Genomic DNA, 17,523 nt, shown 5'->3' on the forward strand with positions numbered 1-17,523 from the left:
TATCGATGGAAATCGTCTTTACAGTCCTGATTCTGCTGCTCACCGTCGCGCTGTCCGGCGCGGCCACGCGCGTGCTGCCGTTGCGGCTTCCGCTGCCGCTGATGCAGATCGCGTTCGGCGCGATGCTCGCGTGGCCGAAACTCAATCTGCACGTCACGTTCGATCCCGAAATCTTCATGCTGCTGTTCATTCCGCCGCTGCTGTTCGCGGACGGCTGGCGGATTCCGAAACGCGAGCTGTACCTGCAGCGCCGCGCGATCCTGATGCTCGCGTTCGGGCTCGTGTTCATGACCGTACTCGCAGTCGGCTACTTCGCGCACTGGCTGATACCCGAGTTGCCGCTGCCGATCGCGTTCGCGCTCGCGGCCGTGCTGTCGCCCACCGACGCGGTCGCGCTGTCGGGCATCGCCGGCCGTGGCCGGATTCCGCCGCAACTGATGCACATCCTCGAAGGCGAGGCGCTGATGAACGACGCATCGGGCCTCGTCGCGCTGAAGTTCGCAGTCGCGGCCGCGCTCACGGGCGTGTTCTCGCTGCGCGAGGCGTCGATCACGTTCGTGATCGTCGCCGCCGGCGGCCTGGCGACGGGCGCGATCGTCGCGTGGCTGTTCAGCGCGCTGTCGACGCGCTTGCTGAACGCCGAGCAGGAAGGTGACCCGGCCCCCGGCATCGTGATGACGCTGCTCGTGCCGTTCGCCGCCTATCTGTTCGCCGAGCACCTCGACCTGTCGGGCGTGCTCGCGGCCGTGTCGGCCGGGATGATGATGAACTACACCAGCTTCTCCCGCAAAAGCACCGTCGCGTCGCGCGTGCGTGCCGAAAGCACGTGGGCGATGATCGAGTTCGTGTTCAACGGCATGGTGTTCATCATGCTCGGGCTGCAGTTGCCGCACATCATCGGCCGCGCGCTCGTCGACGCGCACCACACGAGCGACGCGCTCGTCGGCCGGATGATCTTCAACGTGTGCGCGATGATGCTCGCGCTGTATGCGATCCGCTTCCTGTGGGTCTGGCTGCTGCGCTGGATCGCGAGCCGCCGCGCCGCGCGCCATGGCCTCACGGGCACGATGGCCGGCATCCGCACGATCGCGGTGATGACGGTCGGCGGCGTGCGCGGCGCGGTCACGCTCGCGGGCGTGCTGTCGATCCCCGTCGCGCTGTCCAACGGCGCACCGCTGCCGGGGCGGGACACCGCGATCTTCGTCGCGTCGGCGGTGATACTCGGTTCGCTGATCGTCGCGGTAATCGGGCTGCCGCTGCTGCTGCGCGGCGTGCGCTCGACGCGCAACCCGCTCGCCGACGAGGAACGCACCGCGCGCGCGGCCGCCGCGCAGGCCGCGATTCGCGCGATCGACTCGTCGCACGACGCGATCTCGGCCGATCTCGACGAATCGGGCGCCGCCCGCTGCGCGGACATCTCCGCGCGCGTGATGGACCAGTACCGCCGCCGCCTCGCCGCACTCGCCGAGGACGGCCCGACGCCGCGCGCGGAAGCGAAGCAGACCGAGACGATGGAACTGCAGATGCGGATCGCGGCGGTGCGCGCGGAACGCTCGGTGCTGTACCGGCTGCGCGGCGAAAGCAAGATTTCCGACGAGACACTGACGAAGCTGATTCGCGAGATCGACCTGTCGGAAACGGCGCTGTCGACACGCAAGAAAGGCATCGTCTGACGATGGGGCCGCGCAGCGGCCTGCTGCGACGCCCGTCGCATCCAACGTCGGACTAGACGCCTCCCTCTAGAAGCCGGGATTCGACCGGCGGCATATTCAAAAAAATTAAACGGGACGTCCTTATTATTTGTTGCGGGCCGTCACGATACCGGCGCCCGCATGCATGCCGGGCCGGACGATTCCCTCAGGCCCGCTCATCCCATGTGTCTTCAGCGAACGTCGAGGGCCGGACGCATTGATCCGGCGCGCGCGCGCTTCGCCGCGCCTCATGCCTCTTTAATCGCAATCCTAATCAAAAACGCGGATGCCATTCGCCGAAAAACGAGTAAGCCCATGATCAAACCCATCTCGCTTCAGAGCCGCCGACGATTTCTGGCGCAAGGCACCGCCATGCTCGGCAGCGGCATGCTGTCCGCCTGCGGCGGCGATTCGATCGACTCCGACGCCTCCGCCCGCTTCGCCGACGACTTCGTGTGGGGCGTCGCCACCGCGGCGCCGCAAATCGAAAGCCGCGACGGCCGCGGGCGCAGCAACTGGGACGTGTTCGCCGACCAGCCCGGCACGATCACCGACGGCTCGACGAATGCGCGCTGCATCGAATTCGAGAAACGCTACCCGGGCGACCTCTCGCTGCTCGCGAACGCGGGCGTCCAGGCGTTCCGGTTCTCGACCGCGTGGCCGCGCGTGCAGCCGGACGGCCCCGGCGCGGCGAGCGAAGCGGGCCTCGCCACCTACGACCGCATGGTCGACGCGATGCTGGAGCAGCACCTCACGCCCTACCTGACGCTGTTTCACTGGGACATTCCGGTGTGGGCCGGCGATTTTCGCGACCGCGACATCGCGTACCGGCTGGCCGACTACGCGGAGCAGGTGTCGCGCCGGCTCGGCGACCGGGTCAAGCACTGGATGATGCTGAACGAACCCAACGGCGTCGCGCTGTCCGGCTACGCGTACGGCGCGTCGCCGCCGCGCGCGCAGTCCATGGGGGCGATGTTCGCCGCGATCCACCATCAGAACCTCGCGCAGGGGCTGATGTTCCAGGCCGTGCGTTCGAACGTGCGGGGCGCGGCGCAGATCGGCACCACGATCAGCGGGCGGCCCGTGCATGCGGCCACGAATGCGGCCGCCGATCAGGCCGCCGCCGCGCAGTTCGACGCGATCTGGCATCGCGCGTTTCTCGACCCGCTGTACGGCAAGGGCTATCCGGCCGAGCTGCAGGCGGCGCTGGCGCCGCTCGTGCAGCCGGGCGACATGACGACGATCGCGGCAAACCCGGATTTTCTCGGCGTGCAGTATTACAACTGCTTCTACGTGAAGGCCGGCGCCAACGGCGCGGGCTTCACGCTGGCCGCCAGCCCGGCGAACGAAATCCAGACGCTGGGATACCCGGTCGAGCCGTACGGGATGTCCGAGATGCTGCTGCGCGTCCACCGCGACTACGGCGCGCCGCGCATCCTCGTCACCGAGACCGGGTTCGCGATCGCCGAGCCCGCGCCGAGCGGCGGCTTCGTCGACGACGGCCCGCGTATCGACTACCTCGCGAGCTATCTGAACGCCGCGCACGACGCGTATCGGCAGGGTGTGCGCCTCGGCGGGCTGTTCTACTGGGCCGGAATGGATAGTTGGGAGTGGTCCAGCGGCTTCGCGAAGAAATTCGGGCTGATCCACGTCGACCCGGCAACGCAGCAACGCGTGCCGAAACGCAGCCTCGCGTACTACTCGCGCTGCATCGCCGGCAATCGCGTCGCGTAGGCGGCGCAAGCGCGCAGGCCGGCAGGCGGGCGGCCTGCGAACCCACGCGCCCGCCTGCCCGCGGCGCCCCGCCGGCCGTCGCGCGGGCGCGTCGTTCCCCGGTCCCCGCAGTGAATCGCCGCGCCGCGCGTTCGCGTTACTTCGCGACGACGACCGGAATGCCCTTCAGGCGCGCGGGCGCGTCGCCCCCGGTCCCCGCAGCGAATCGCCGCGCCGCGCGTTCGCGTTACTTCGCGACGACGACCGGAATGCCCTTCAGCATCCCCGCACCCTTCATCTCGTCGAGCGCGTGCTGCACGGCCGCGCTCGTCGCCGCGTCGATGCCGAGCTGCAGCGCGAGCTCGCGCTCCGCGCGCTTCACGCCGGCCAGGTTGCGCACCTTCACGTGGCCGAAGCCGCGCACGCGGGCGTGCAAGTCGGCCAGCTGAGCGACCTGCGCCGCATTACCGGCCGTCAGCGCGGCGAGCGCGCGCGTGAGCGTCGTCTCGTAGTCGTCCGCGAGCGCGCGCTCCATCCTGCGCTCGGCCGTGCGGCCGAACGGATCGAGCCACGTGCCGCGCAGGCTGCGCACGCGCGCCAGCATGCCGAACACCGGCCACATCCACTGGCCGAACACGCGCTTCTTCGGCGCGCTGCCGTCGCGTCCCGCCTTCGCGACCGTCGGCGGCGCCAGGTTGAACTTCACGCGATAGGCCTGCCCCGGCACGCCTTCGAACTGCGCCTCGAGCGCCGTGCGGAACGCGCCGTCCGCATACAGCCGCGCGACCTCGTATTCGTCCTTCACAGCGAGCAGCCGGTAGAACGTCGTCGCGACCGCACGCGTCAGTGCGTCGTCGCCCTTCGCGCGCGCCGCGTTCACCAGTGCGCGGTAGCGCTCGACGTAACGCGCGCCACCGTATGCGTCGAGGCGTGCTTCACGATCGGCGATCAGTTCGGCGAGCGTCTCCGGCGCGGCCTGCGCGGCCACCGTGTGACGCGCGTTCCACAATGCGTCGAGGCCCGCCGCGTCGCCGGCCGCCATCCGGCCGATCGAGAACGCGAGCTTGTTCATCGGCACCGCGACGTTGTTCAGTTCGATCGCGCGCATCATCGCGGCGAGCGACACCGGCACGAGGCCGAGTTGCCATGCGTAGCCGAGCATCAGGATGTTCGCGCCGATCGAGTCGCCGAGGAACTTCGCGGCGAGCGCCTGCGCGTCGCAGCTCGACAGGTAGCCGTCGCCGGCCGCGTGATGCATCTTCTCGAGCAGCGCGTCCGCGTGCAGGTTCGCGTCGGGATCCTGCACGAACGACGCGTTCGGAATCCGGTGCGTGTTGACGACGATCCGCGACCGCTCGTGGCGCACCGTCTGCAATGCCTCGGCACTCGCGCCGACGACCATGTCGCACGCGAGCAGCACGTCGGCCTGCTGCGTGTCGATGCGCACCTGGTTCAGCCATTTGTCGCTCGACGCGATCCGCACGAACGACAGCACCGAGCCGCCCTTCTGCGCGAAGCCCATGAAGTCGAGCACCGACGCGCTCTTGCCCTCGAGGTGCGCGGCCATGCTGATCAGCGCGCCGACCGTCACGACGCCCGTGCCGCCGACGCCCGTCACGAGCATGTCGAACGGCGCCGCGTCGAGATGCGTCGCCGGCACCGGCAGCGCGTCGACGCGCGCGGCGAGCGCCGCTTCATCGAATGCCGCGCCCGCGGCCTTCTTCAGCGCCGCGCCTTCGACCGTCACGAAGCTCGGGCAGAAGCCGTTCACGCACGAGTAGTCCTTGTTGCACGACGACTGGTCGATGCGGCGCTTGCGGCCGAGCGGCGTCTCGAGCGGCTCGACCGACAGGCAGTTCGACTGCACGCCGCAGTCGCCGCAGCCTTCGCACACCGCGTCGTTGATGAACAGGCGCTTGTCCGGGTCGGGGAACTCGCCCTTCTTGCGGCGGCGACGCTTCTCCGCCGCGCAGGTCTGGTCGTAGATCAGCACGGTGACGCCCGGCGTCTCGCGCAGCTCGCGCTGCACCGTGTCGAGCTCGCTGCGGTGATGGAACGTCGTGCCGGCCGGGAACTGCCCGTGATGGCCGTCGTACTTCTCCGGCTCATCGGACACCACGACGAAGCGCGACACGCCTTCCGCCTCGACCTGACGCGCGATCTGCGGCACCGAAATGCTGCCGTCGACCGGCTGGCCGCCCGTCATCGCGACCGCGTCGTTGTAGAGGATCTTGTACGTGATGTTCGCCTTCGCGGCGACCGCCTGGCGGATCGCGAGAATGCCCGAGTGGAAGTAGGTGCCGTCGCCGAGGTTCTGGAACACGTGCTTCGTGTTGGTGAACATCGCGTGCGCGGCCCAGTCGACGCCCTCGCCGCCCATCTGGATCAGGCCCGTCGTGTCGCGCTCCATCCACGACGCCATGAAGTGGCAGCCGATGCCGGCCTGCGCGATCGAGCCTTCCGGCACCTTCGTCGACGTGTTGTGCGGGCAGCCCGAGCAGAAGTACGGCGTGCGCTTCACCGCGTCCGCTTCGTTCGACAGGATCCGCGGCGCGACGAGATCGACGACGCGTTCGCGGCGATCGAGCGCCGGCTTGTGGCGCGCGAGCCATTCGGCGAACACCGGCAGGATCCGGGACGGCCGCAGCTCGCCCAATTCGGACAACAGGCAGGCGCCCTGCGCATCATGCTTGCCGAGCACGCGCGGGCGGGCGCCGTCCGCGCGGTTGTACAGGTAGTCCTTGATCTGCTGCTCGATGACGGGGCCCTTCTCCTCGATCACCAGCACTTCGGCGAGCCCGTCGACGAAGGTCTCGATGCGCGTCATCTCGAGCGGATACGACAGGCCGACCTTGTAGATCCGCACGCCGGCCGCGTCGAGGTCGGCCACCGTCAGGTCGAGACGGCGCAGCGCTTCCATCAGGTCGAGGTGCGCCTTGCCGCAGGTGACGATGCCGACGTTCGCCTGCGCGCTCGGGGCGATCCACTTGTCGATGCTGTTGGTGCGCGCGAAGTGGCGCACCGCGTCGAGCTTCGCGGCGAGGCGCGCCTCGATCGTGAGGCTCGGCAGGTCGGGCCAGCGGTTGTGCAGACCGCCCGCCGGCGGCGTGAAGCCCGCTGGTGCCGGCCATTGCGTCTGCAGCGCGTCGAGATCGACGGTCGAGCCGGACTCGACGGTTTCCGAGATCGCCTTGAAGCCGACCCATGCGCCCGAATAGCGCGACAGCGCCCAGCCGTACAGGCCGAACTCGAGCATGTCGGCGATGTTCGACGGGTTCACGACCGGCATGTGCCACGCGATCATCGCGAAGTCGCTCTGGTGCGGCATCGACGACGACACGCAGCCATGGTCGTCGCCCGCCACCACCAGCACGCCGCCGTGCGGCGACGAACCATATGCGTTGCCGTGCTTGAGCGCGTCGCCGGCGCGGTCGACGCCGGGGCCCTTGCCGTACCACATCGCGTACACGCCATCGACGGTGCGCTCCGGGTCGGCCTCGACGCGCTGCGTGCCGAGCACCGCGGTGCCGCCGAGTTCCTCGTTGATCGCGGGCAGAAAGCGCACGCCGCTGCCGTCGAGCAGTTTCTGCGCCTTCCACAGCTGCTGGTCGACCATCCCGAGCGGCGAGCCGCGGTAGCCGCTGACGAAGCCGGCCGTGTTGAGCCCCTGCGCGGCGTCGGATGCGCGCTGCATCAACAACAGGCGGACCAGCGCCTGCGTGCCGGTCAGGAAGATCCGGCCGCGCGTGGCGGTCAGGTTGTCGGTCAGACGATAGTCGGATAGAGCGGGCGGGCCGTCGACGGGCAGGCGGGCGGTCATGGGGGATGTCTCCTGATTGTGCTGTTCTGGGCCGCGCACCGGGGCGTCGGGCGACGCCGGCCGGAGGTGGCTGGATGGCTCTATTTTTTCGCGGGGAGCCGAGAAATTTTTTTCTCATCTTGCTCGGCCGGTGCCGAAGTGAGAAAAACTGCGCAGGTTTCGGGCGGGAATTGAGAGAGTTTTCGCGCGGGGTAGTGGGCGGCGGTTGGGGGGCGGTCGGGATGGGTGGGCGCTTGCCTCGAAATGGCCGAGGGATGAGCGGGACGCAGGCCGCGGGCGCGGCGGCGGGCGCTCGCGGCCCGTGCGACAAGGGTTTGGGCGGGGGAACGAGGGCGTGCTCACCCATCGATTTCACAGCGTTCGGAGTGGTTGCGGGCGCGGGATGTCCACAATGCGGGGGGCTGCCGGCCGAGTTGGTGATCGCGCTCACCGTTCAATCGCACAGGGTTTCGAGTCGCGTCGGGGGCCGGATGTCCACACCTCAATCGGTCCGCCGCTCAAGCGGATTCCGACGCTCACCGTTGAAATCCACAGCGCGACGAGTCGATGCCGGCAGGAGATATCCACACCGCCGCATCCCTGCTTCGCCGCTGCGACGTTCGCCCTCACCTTCCGGATGCACAGGGTCGCGAGTCGATTCGGCGGCAGGATATCCACATCTCCGTCCGGCCTCGGCGCGCGCCGCTGCGCAGTCGAACGACGCGTTCACGGTGAAGCTCGCCGGGCCCGCGTCGAAGCGGTAGCGCACGCCGCCGACCAGGTAATGCACCGGGAAACCAAGCGGCGACGTGCCGAGATCGACGCGCAGAGACGCCGGTAGGAGTGTGGATATCGGCGCCCGCGGACACGCCAAACCCTGTGAATTTCGACGGTGAGCACCGGCACGCGCTCGAACAACGGTGCCGATTCGGGCGTGGACAGCTCTCACCGCGACGACTCCAAACACTGTGAATTTCGATGGTGAGTGACCGCACGCGCTCGAACAAGGGCGCCAATACGGTGTGAACAGCCCGCTCCGCGACGACCCTAAACGCTGTGAATTTCGACGGTGAGTGACGGCAGACAATCAAACGAGCACGCCGGTTCGGGCGCGAATCCCTTGACCCGCGACGACTCCGAACACTGTGAATTTCGACGGTGAGTGACGGCAGACAATCAAACGAGCACGCCGGTTCGGGCGCGAATCCCTTGACCCGCGACGACTCCGAACACTATGAATTCCAGCAGTGAGCGACGACACGACGATCGAACGAGGGCGCTGATTCGGATGTGGACAGCCCAACCCAAGACCAGTCGAGACGCTGTGAAATCCAACGGTGAGCGTGGCCATCCTGTCACCCGAAGCCGCCGCTTCGGCGCGAACAGCCGCGCCCGCAACCGCTCGGCGGCCCGCGCATCCGGATTCGCGCAGACGCGGCCGAGCCGCATGCACACGACCCTCACCGCTGAAATACACAGCACGTCGACTGGCTTCGGCGACCGGCTATCCACACCGGCGCACGGACTCGAATGGAACGCGCGATCGCGAGTGCGGTTAGAATGCGCGACCCTCGAAGCCGTGTCGAAGATCGGAAACGGGCACGCGGCGCGATCGGCCGCCGACGCTCACCATTGAAATCCACAGCGCTTCGAGTGAATTCGGCTGCGAGATATCCACACCGTGATATGGGTCCGGATCTATCGCCGATCCGCGCGTGCCGTTAGAATGCGCGGCGCCCCGAATTCTCGCGCGACACCCGCGCGACTCCCGGAAGTCCGCACCAGGCAAGCCTCACGCGCAATCGGCCGCCGACGCTCACCCTTCGAAAGCACAGCATTTTTCGTCGTTGGGGCCGTAGTTGTCCACACCCTGCATCGCGCATCCGGCCGCATGCGGTCATGCTCACCGATGAAAATCACAGCGTGCCGAGTGATTTGGAGCCGGGATATCCACAACCGACGCCGCGCAGGAATGCGCGGCCAGCGCATCGGCAACGTCGGCTCATGCACCTGCCCGCGACCGGTGTCGAATGCCGGAAAGCCCCGTCGATTCTGCCTCCGGCCATACACTCACCGTTCGCATCCACAGCGTTTCGAGTGGGCCGAAGGCCCGGTTATCCACATTCACGCCGCCGAGAGAGGCCCGCAGGCACCGTCACTCGGCAATCGAACGGATGATCCGCGCCGGATTTCCACCGACCAGCGTATCCGGCGGAACGTCGCGCGTCACGACGGAACCCGCGCCGACCACCGAGTTCTCGCCGATCGTCACGCCGCCGATGATCGTCGCGCCCGCGCCGATCCACACGTTGTTCCCGATCACGATCGGCCGCGCGACGACGAAGTCGCGCCGGCGGGACGGCTCGACCGGATGGCCCGACGTGATGAGGCTGACGTTCGGCCCGATCATCACGTCGTCGCCGATATCGAGGCCGCCGAGGTCATAGAACGTGCAGTTCTGGTTGACGAACACGTTGCGGCCGATCCGTGTGTCGGCACCGCCCGTCGCGTAGAACGGCGGGATCAGCAGGAAGCCGTCATCCATCGACTTGCCGATCAGTTCTCCGAACAAGGTGCGGACTTCGTGCGCATCGTCGAACGTCAGACGGTTGAGCCGGGCGATGATTGCCATCGTTCGCGCGAGCTCGGCCCGCATCGCGGCCGATTCCGGCGTGCGCCGGGGAATGATCGTGGTGCGATCGTCGTTCGCCATTCGTTGCTGTTCTCCGTGTGCGATCGAACCGGCATGCGGCGCATGCGATTCCCTGGTCTTGAATTCGATGATTCGGGCGACCCGCGCGAGATGACTGGGTTTCCTGCATTTCGCGGTCCGTCGACGACCCTCGTCCAAGCTCATGCGGCCCGCGCGCCGACGCTGCCGCAAGGTCGGCCGGACACTGTAGTCGCGCTCGTTTCAGCCGCGCACTCCTTCGTTAATTCATAACTAGTTAATTCATGACTAGTTAAATCATGAACTACCGCCGAACGGGGCTCTGCGGGAGATTCTCCGCCCATTCCCAACCGTTCGAACACGCGCGAACGGCCGCTCAACACCGTGCCACGATCCGCCGCTCGCGCCGCCCGCCCCTGTCCGAACCTCTCCCGCTCGGGTACGCTTGAGCATCCACCGAATCGACATGCACACCCCAACGCGGAGGCGCGATGAAGCTCTACTACTGGCCCAAAACCCGGGCATTCCGGGCGCTGTGGATGCTGGAGGAAATCGGCGCCGTCTACGAGCTCGTGCCGATCGACCTGCGTTCGCACGAACAGGGCAGCGACGCGTTCGTCCAGGTCAATCCGATGGCCAAGCTCCCCGCGCTCGACGACGGCAGCGAGCCGTTCGCCGAATCGGGCGCGGTGCTGCTCTATCTCGCCGATCGCTGCCCGGGCGCCGGACTCGGCATCGCGCCCGACGATCCGCTGCGCGGCCGCTTCCTGCAGTGGATGTTCTTCACGCCCACCTGCCTCGAACCGGCGATGGCCGAGAAATTCACCGGCGCGTCGAGCAATCCGGTCGCGTTCGGCTGGGGCAACATCACGCGGGTGCAGCGTGCGCTCGCGCAAACGCTCGCCCACAGCCGCTGGCTCGTCGGCGACCGCTTCACCGCGGCCGACCTGCTGCTCGCCAGCACGCTGAAGATCGCGTTCGACGCGCACCTGCTGCCGCACGAAGGCGTGCTCGGCGACTACGTCACGCGCGCCGAGGACCGCGACGGCCATCGCCGCGCGGTGGCGGTCGAACAGCGCGAAGCGTCGCGTCTGCTGCATCCGTGACGCGTGCGCGGCGCGGCAGTCGGTTGCGGCGGTTGCATCCGAGCGCCGGCGCCCGTTCGCGCCGGTCGGCAACGTCATGCAGCGGGCCCGGACGCCTGCGCCGCCGAGCCGTCCTCGATCACGCCCGGCGAACCGCGTTCGTCGCTATCGGCGTCGACCGGCACGACCTCGTGAAAATGCGTGTAGTCGATATGCGTGATGCCGTCTTCGTCATGCATCAGGTCGACATAGCGGTGACGCCAGCAGATGTCCGCATGCGTCCATGAGTAGCGCGCCTGCATGACCTGCGCGGTCGTCTCGTCGGAGCCCTCGATCGTGATCAGCAGCGACGCGTCGCGCGCGGCGAGCGATTCGGCCGTCTCGCCGAACAGCGGGCTCGTTTCGTCGATCACGTGCATCAGGTTCCAGCCGAGCAGGAAGATCGGATGCTCGCTGCGCACGAGCGGCAGGTCGTGGATCTTGCGCAGCGTATAACCCTCGTGCGTACCCTCGACGCGCATCAGCCGCAGCTTCGCCTGCGCTTCGGCGATCACGTTCTGGCGCGCATTCGCGGCACGCACCATCAGCGTCATCCGCCCGTTCAGCGGGCGCACGATCGCCAGCCGCGCGAACAGGATCTTCGCCTGCGGCCGCGAAAACCGCGCGAACACGAGCCCGGTCGCCATCGCGATGCCCGACATCCCGATGAAGATTTCGAAGGTCGAGACCACGTGCGCGTAGACGGTCTGCGGATGCATGTCGCCGTAGCCGACCGTCGCGAGCGTCTCGACGCTGAAGAAGAACGCGCCGCCGAAGCCGGCCGGCGACTGGTTCGCGATCGCCGCGTCGCCGAGCAGGTAGAGCGCCGCGAAGCCGCCGTTGAGCAGCAGGAACAGTATCGCGAGCGACAGGAAGAATACGGGCCAGCTCACCGTCAGCGCACGGTGATAGAGGTCGCGCCAGCCAAGCGGCGGCATCCCGTACGCGATCACGGGGCGGGTGCCCGACCAGAGCTTGCGGCCACGGCCGCGGGAAGCTGGGGAGGACGAATCGACGTTCATCGCGCAAGGCCGGAAGCAAGGAGGCGATGAGCGTAGCACGGGGGGCGGCGGCCGGGAATGCGCAGCGATGCGGGGCGATGCGCGGCGGCCTGGCGGGTGCGGCGCGAGCGATGCGCAGTGGCCTTGCGCGCGCCGGCGCGAAAAAAAACCGGCCGCATCGGCGGCCGGCTGCTCGGTCATCCTGCCGGCACGCGCGCGGCGTGCGGCGTGCCGCCTACTTGCGGTCGACGATCACGCGATCGAACGTGCCGCCGTCGGCGAAGTGGGTTTTCTGCGCGTTCGCCCAGCTGCCGAAAACCTGCTCGACGCTGAACGTCTTCAGCGGCTTGAACTCGGCCGCGTGCTTCTTCAGCACGTTCGCGTCGCGCGGGCGCAGGTGGTGCTGCGCGATGATCTCCTGCGCCTGCGGCGTGTACAGGTAGTCGAGATACGCCTGCGCGATCTTGCGCGTGCCCTTCTTGTCGGCGACCTTGTCGACGACGGCGACGGGCGGCTCCGCCAGGATGCTCGCCGACGGGTACACGGGATCGAATTCCGCCCCCGACGCGCCCGTGTCCATCAGCGCGACTTCGTTCTCGAACGTGACGAGCACGTCGCCGATGCCGCGCTGCGTGAAGGTCGTCGTCGCGCCGCGGCCGCCCGAGTCCAGCACCGGCACGTTGCGGAAGATCGCCTTCTCGAAGTCGAGCGCCTGCTGGTCGGTCGCGCCCTTCTGCTTCTGATAGCCCCATGCGGCGAGATACGCGTAGCGGCCGTTGCCCGACGTCTTCGGGTTCGCGATGATCACCTGCACGCCCGGCTTCGCGAGATCGCTCCAGTCCCTGATCGCCTTCGGGTTGCCCTTGCGCACGAGGAACACCATCGTCGTCGAGTACGGCGAGCTGCTGTCCGGGAAGCGCGCGCGCCAGTCCTTCGGCAGCAACTGGCCCCGCTCGGCGAGCAGGTCGATGTCGTTCGGCTGGTTCATCGTCACGACATCGGCCTGCAGCCCCTGCAGTACCGACAGCGCCTGCGCGCTCGACGCGCCGTGCGACTGCTTGATCGTCACGGTTTCGCCGGTCTGCTGCTTGTACGCGGCGGCGAAGCTCGTGTTGATGTCCTTGTACAGCTCGCGCGTCACGTCGTACGACACGTTCAGGATCGACGTGTCCGCGTGCGCGGCCGTTGCCGCCACGACCAGCGCCGCCGCGGTGCCCGTGTGCAGCCAGCGACCGATCCCCTTGATGCTTGCCATCGTGATATGCCCCGTTCCAGTGGTGTTGAAGGTGCGTGACGGCACGCGTGCGCGCTGTCATCGAAACGTAAGCGGGCATTCTAGCGGCCGGGCGTCGCACGCCTTCCAATCTGTCGTGCAAAGCAAATCTCGAATTCTGCTAACCGGCGCACGCACGCTCGCGTGCGCGCCGGCTCCGATGTTAAGATCGCCGTTCAGCCCTTTTCACGGTTCATCCATGTCCGCTGCCCTGCGCTCGTCGTCGATCCTTGCCGCCTTCGCGGCAGGTGCGCGCGCGGCCGGGCTGAAACTGAAAAAACGACTCCTCGACTGACGGGGACGTCGCGTCCCGTCAGGCGAATGCCGGACGGGATGCCCGCAGGTCGTTTCTTTTTCCTTGCTCGCACGCCTCGCTCCGGCACCTCGCCGGCGGAACGGTTCCTTCCCACTCCGTTTCCACCATGAGGCTTTGCATGCACACACGTTTCGAAGGTATCTGGCTGCCGCTCATCACGCCGTTCCACGACGGCGAGGTCGACCACGGCGCGCTCGCGCGACTCGCGCGCCACTATGCGGCGGCGGGTATCGCGGGTTTCGTCGCGGGCGCGACGACCGGTGAAGGCGTGCTGCTCGACGCGCGCGAACAGGACGCCGTGTTCGCGACGCTGCGCGATGCGGTGCCCGACCTGCCGGTCGTCGTCGGGCTCACCGCGAGCGCGACGCACTTCGCGGCCGCGCGCGCACGCGAACTCGCCGCGCTACGGCCCGACGGGCTGCTCGTCACGCCGCCCGTCTACGTTCGGCCGACGCAGGACGGCATCCGCCGCCACGTTGAAGCGATCGTCGACGCGGCCGACCTGCCGGTCCTCGTCTACAACATCCCGTACCGCACCGGCGTGAACGTCGAACTGGAGACGTTGCAGGCGCTCGCGCGCGACCCGCGCGTCGCGGGCATCAAGGAATGCGGCGGCACGCTGGAGCGGATGAGCCGGCTCGTGCACGACACGCCGCTCGCGATCCTTTCCGGCGACGACAACCAGAACTTCGCCGCGCTGTGCGCCGGCGCGCATGGCGCGATCGCGAGCAGCGCGCATGTGCTGCCCGAGTGGCACGTGCGCATCCATGCGCTGCTGCGCGACGGCCGGCTCGCCGACGCGCGCGAGCTGTCGGTCGCGCTGCAGCCGCTGGTCGCGGCGCTGTTCGCGGAGCCGAATCCGGCCCCGGTGAAGGCGGTGCTGGCCGCGCAGGGGTGGTGCGAGGACGGGTTGCGGCTGCCGTTCGTGCCGGCGAGCGACGGGTTGCGGGACAGGCTGGCCGCCATTCTCGCCACGCTCGGGTCAATCGCGCCGGACAGTGCCGCCGCATAGGCCGCGACGCGACGCGCGGCTCGGACGATGGGCGCTGCTGACGAAGCGCTCATCCGCACCCGAGATCAGTTCAGCTTGCGCGCCCGCGCGTCAAGCTTCGGGTCGTTGGTCACGATCGAAGATGTGCGTATCGAGCAGCAAGCGCATCAGCGTCCCTCGAACGCGTCCAGCAGATACGCCGACAACGGTGCGTCGAAATCATCCGCGATCCACGCCTGACCTTGTAGAACGCCGAAGCGAATGGGCAACTTCGCCGACCCGACTGGATCGACGTGAGTCCCGTCGGCCGGGCTCGCTACGTCGCCCTGCTGCGATGGGCCGATTGCAATGCCGTTGGGCAGGTTCGCGTCTTGCATGATGACCTCCGTTTCAGGTGTCCACTGTAGTCCCGTTCACCTGATCGCTCCATTCAGCCGATCGGCAGAGGCGCGCCGACGCATGCCGAGCCGGCGCTCCGGAATGTTGCGTCAAGCCGCCAGCGCCCCAACCTCTGCCTGCGTCGCGTCCCGCACCGCCTGCGTGACGATCCGCGCGAGCCGCTCGACGGTCGGCGTCGCCGACGACGTACGCCGCAGCAGCATCAGCGGCAGGCTCGGCAGTTCGGGCAGCCCGAACGACGTCGCGTCGAGCACGCGCACCGACGCGGGCAGCCCATAGTGCGAGCGCACCGTCAGCCCGAGGCCGGCTGCCGCCGCGGCCCACAGCCCGGCCAGGCTCGGCGTCGTGAACGCGACGCGCCACGGCACGCCCGCGCGATCGAGCGCGTCGGTCGCCGCGCCGAAGAAGCGGCACGGCCGGTCGAACACGACGAGCGGCAGCGGCTCGCCCGACGCGCGCATCACACGAAGACTCGCGTCGCCGTCGTCGCCCGCATCCGCCGGGCCGCCGCCGTCCGGCATGCCGAAGCCCGCCGCGCCGACCGCCGCGATCCACTGCATCGGCACCTGCGCGATCGCGTCGCTGTCGATGCCCGCGCGCGACACGAGCGTCGCCGACGCCGGGTCGCCCCACACCAGCGCGAGATCGAGCTGGTTCGCGTCGAGCCGCTCGAGCAGCTCGGCGTTGCGCGCGACGCGCGCCTCGATCCTCACCTTCGGATGCGCACGCGCGAAACGCCCGAGCACGTCGGGCAGGATCGCTTCGCCGAAATCCTCCTGCAGGCCGACCCGCACCCAGCCGTCGAGATTCACGCCGCGCACGGCCGCGGCCGCTTCGTCGTTCAGTTCGATCATCCGCCGCGCATAGCGCAGCATCGCGTCGCCGGCGTCAGTCAGCGCGAGCCCGCGCCCGGCCTTCACGAACAGCGGCGTGCCGGCCTGCTCCTCGAGCTTGCGGATCTGCGCGCTCACCGCCGACGACGAACGCGCGACGCGATCGGCAGCCTTCGCGAAGCTGCCGAGATCCACGCCCGCCACCAGGCTGCGCAACGCCGCGATGTCGAAGTTCGGCCGGGCCAGCGCGGCGTCGGGTAGCGCGAGCGGCGCCGCGCCATGGGCATTGTCTTGTCCGGACATCTCAATCATCCCGTTTTATCGAACGATTCATCAAAAACTTTCCGATTTTCAGGATGAATGTAGGTCGCCACACTGGCGATGTCAATTTCCGAACGGGCTTTGTCGCCATGGATACCTCCTGCCTCGCTTCCCCGTCCTCGCCCGCGCACGACGCGCGCGGCCCGGCCCATCGCTGGCGCGTGCTCGCGGCCGGCGTCGCCGCGAACATGAGCTTTTCCGCCGCCGCGGCCGGCATTCCGACCACCGCCGTGTGGATGCGCTCGGCCTACCACCTCGACAACGGCGCACTCGGCCTCGTGCTCGGCGCGCTCGGCTTCGGCGTCGCGCTGTCGGAGCTGCCGTGGGGGATCGCCGCCGACCGTTTCGGCGACCGCCGCGTGTTGCTCACCGGCCTCGTCGCGACGGCCGCGATGCTGGCGCTGATGGTGATCACGATCGTCCCGAGCGCGCACGCGGTGCCGCCGCTCATGCGCGTCGTCGCGGCGATGGGCTGCGTCGGCCTGCTCGGCGGCAGCGTGAACGGCTCGAGCGGACGCGCGGTGATGCGCTGGTTCGGCGAACGCGAACGCGGGCTCGCGATGAGCATCCGCCAGACGGCCGTGCCGCTCGGCGGTGGCGTCGGCGCGGCGCTGCTGCCGTCGCTCGCATCGCATGCCGGCTTCGCCGCGGTGTACGGCGCGCTGATGCTGCTGTGTGCCGGATCGGCCGCGCTGACGTGGCGCTGGCTGCACGAACCGCCCGACGCGCCGGCCGCCGTGCACGGACCCGTCGCGCACCGCCCTGCCGCGCAGCAACCGCCGGCCGCGGCCGCGCGCAGCCCGCTCGCGAGCGGTCGCGTGTGGCGCATCGTGCTCGGCATCGGCGCGCTGTGTGCGCCGCAGTTCGCCGTGCTCACGTTCGCGACCGTGTTCCTGCACGATTTCGGCAAGCTCGGCCTCGCCGGCATCAGCGCGGCGATGGTCGCGCTGCAGCTCGGCGCCATGGTGATGCGGGTCTGGAGCGGTCGTCATACCGACCGGCACGGCAACCGGCGCGCGTATCTGCGCGGGTCGGTGTGTGTCGCGGCCGGATCGTTCGCACTGCTCGCGGCGGCCACCGCCGGCAGCCCGCACGTGCCGCTCGCCGCGATCGTCTCGATTCTCGTGTTCGCCGGCATCTGCGTATCGGCGTGGCACGGCGTCGCGTACACCGAACTCGCGACGCTCGCGGGCGCGAACCACGCGGGCACCGCGCTCGGGATGGCGAACACGATCGTCTATCTCGGGCTGTTCGCCACGCCGCTCGCGATTCCGCCGCTGCTCGCCGTCAGTTCGTGGAGCGTGGTCTGGCTCGCCGCCGCGCTGATCGCAGGCGCGACGTACCCGCTGTTTGCGCGCTAGCGGGCCGGCGCCGGTTTGCCGAACCCGCAC

General features: G+C 68.7%; 12 protein-coding genes and 1 pseudogene. 6 read left to right on the forward strand and 7 right to left on the reverse strand.

What is annotated here, in order from left to right; translation table 11 throughout:
- Positions 1-5 precede the first annotated feature (5 nt).
- The gene (locus LMA02_RS15200; RefSeq protein WP_228905941.1) at positions 6-1,673 is read left to right on the forward strand and encodes a Na+/H+ antiporter; all 1,668 of its coding nucleotides are present in this window, start codon (positions 6-8) and stop codon (positions 1,671-1,673) included.
- Between the two features lie 333 nt (positions 1,674-2,006).
- Complete coding sequence (locus LMA02_RS15205; RefSeq protein WP_228905942.1) at positions 2,007-3,425, forward strand: glycoside hydrolase family 1 protein; 1,419 nt, start codon at positions 2,007-2,009, stop codon at positions 3,423-3,425.
- 226 nt (positions 3,426-3,651) lie between these two features.
- Here LMA02_RS15205 and LMA02_RS15210 read toward each other — a convergent pair whose 3' ends face one another.
- Both LMA02_RS15210 and LMA02_RS35550 read right to left on the reverse strand, forming a co-directional pair.
- Positions 3,652-7,224 (reverse strand): indolepyruvate ferredoxin oxidoreductase family protein, encoded by a 3,573-nt coding sequence (locus LMA02_RS15210; RefSeq protein ID WP_228905944.1) that lies wholly within the window; start codon positions 7,222-7,224, stop codon positions 3,652-3,654.
- A gap of 697 nt (positions 7,225-7,921) precedes the next feature.
- Positions 7,922-8,029: pseudogene (locus tag LMA02_RS35550) on the reverse strand (cellulose synthase subunit BcsC-related outer membrane protein); the annotation flags it as partial.
- Between the two features lie 498 nt (positions 8,030-8,527).
- On the opposite strand from LMA02_RS35550, the gene LMA02_RS15220 reads away from it, so the two are divergent.
- A complete protein-coding gene (locus LMA02_RS15220) occupies positions 8,528-8,839 on the forward strand; it encodes a hypothetical protein (RefSeq protein WP_228905949.1) in 312 nt (103 codons plus the stop codon).
- A gap of 519 nt (positions 8,840-9,358) precedes the next feature.
- Here LMA02_RS15220 and LMA02_RS15225 read toward each other — a convergent pair.
- Positions 9,359-9,916: a sugar O-acetyltransferase gene (locus LMA02_RS15225; protein ID WP_228905951.1), complete on the reverse strand. Its 558-nt coding sequence runs from the start codon at positions 9,914-9,916 to the stop codon at positions 9,359-9,361.
- 449 nt (positions 9,917-10,365) lie between these two features.
- On the opposite strand from LMA02_RS15225, the gene LMA02_RS15230 reads away from it, so the two are divergent.
- A complete protein-coding gene (locus LMA02_RS15230) occupies positions 10,366-10,980 on the forward strand; it encodes a glutathione S-transferase family protein (RefSeq protein ID WP_228905953.1) in 615 nt (204 codons plus the stop codon).
- Between the two features lie 74 nt (positions 10,981-11,054).
- Here the strand turns inward: LMA02_RS15230 and LMA02_RS15235 are convergent, their stop codons facing one another.
- Both LMA02_RS15235 and LMA02_RS15240 read right to left on the reverse strand, forming a co-directional pair.
- Complete coding sequence (locus LMA02_RS15235) at positions 11,055-12,020, reverse strand: ion channel (RefSeq protein ID WP_228905956.1); 966 nt, start codon at positions 12,018-12,020, stop codon at positions 11,055-11,057.
- 214 nt (positions 12,021-12,234) lie between these two features.
- Positions 12,235-13,254, reverse strand: a complete 1,020-nt coding sequence (locus LMA02_RS15240; RefSeq protein ID WP_166725563.1) for a sulfate ABC transporter substrate-binding protein — start codon at positions 13,252-13,254, stop codon at positions 12,235-12,237.
- A 452-nt stretch (positions 13,255-13,706) separates the two neighbouring features.
- Between LMA02_RS15240 and dapA the strand changes: the two genes are divergently transcribed.
- A complete protein-coding gene (dapA, locus tag LMA02_RS15245) occupies positions 13,707-14,600 on the forward strand; it encodes a 4-hydroxy-tetrahydrodipicolinate synthase (RefSeq protein WP_228905957.1) in 894 nt (297 codons plus the stop codon).
- 146 nt (positions 14,601-14,746) lie between these two features.
- On the opposite strand, the gene LMA02_RS15250 is transcribed toward dapA, so the two are convergent.
- Both LMA02_RS15250 and LMA02_RS15255 read right to left on the reverse strand, forming a co-directional pair.
- Entirely contained in the window at positions 14,747-14,956 is a 210-nt protein-coding gene (locus tag LMA02_RS15250) for a hypothetical protein (RefSeq protein ID WP_228905959.1), read from the reverse strand.
- Between the two features lie 111 nt (positions 14,957-15,067).
- Positions 15,068-16,114: a LysR substrate-binding domain-containing protein gene (locus LMA02_RS15255; protein WP_228905962.1), complete on the reverse strand. Its 1,047-nt coding sequence runs from the start codon at positions 16,112-16,114 to the stop codon at positions 15,068-15,070.
- A gap of 107 nt (positions 16,115-16,221) precedes the next feature.
- On the opposite strand from LMA02_RS15255, the gene LMA02_RS15260 reads away from it, so the two are divergent.
- Positions 16,222-17,493: an MFS transporter gene (locus tag LMA02_RS15260; RefSeq protein ID WP_228905972.1), complete on the forward strand. Its 1,272-nt coding sequence runs from the start codon at positions 16,222-16,224 to the stop codon at positions 17,491-17,493.
- Positions 17,494-17,523: the final 30 nt, after the last annotated feature.

The organism is Burkholderia sp. B21-005 (assembly GCF_020843965.1).
Lineage (GTDB): Bacteria > Pseudomonadota > Gammaproteobacteria > Burkholderiales > Burkholderiaceae > Burkholderia > Burkholderia ambifaria.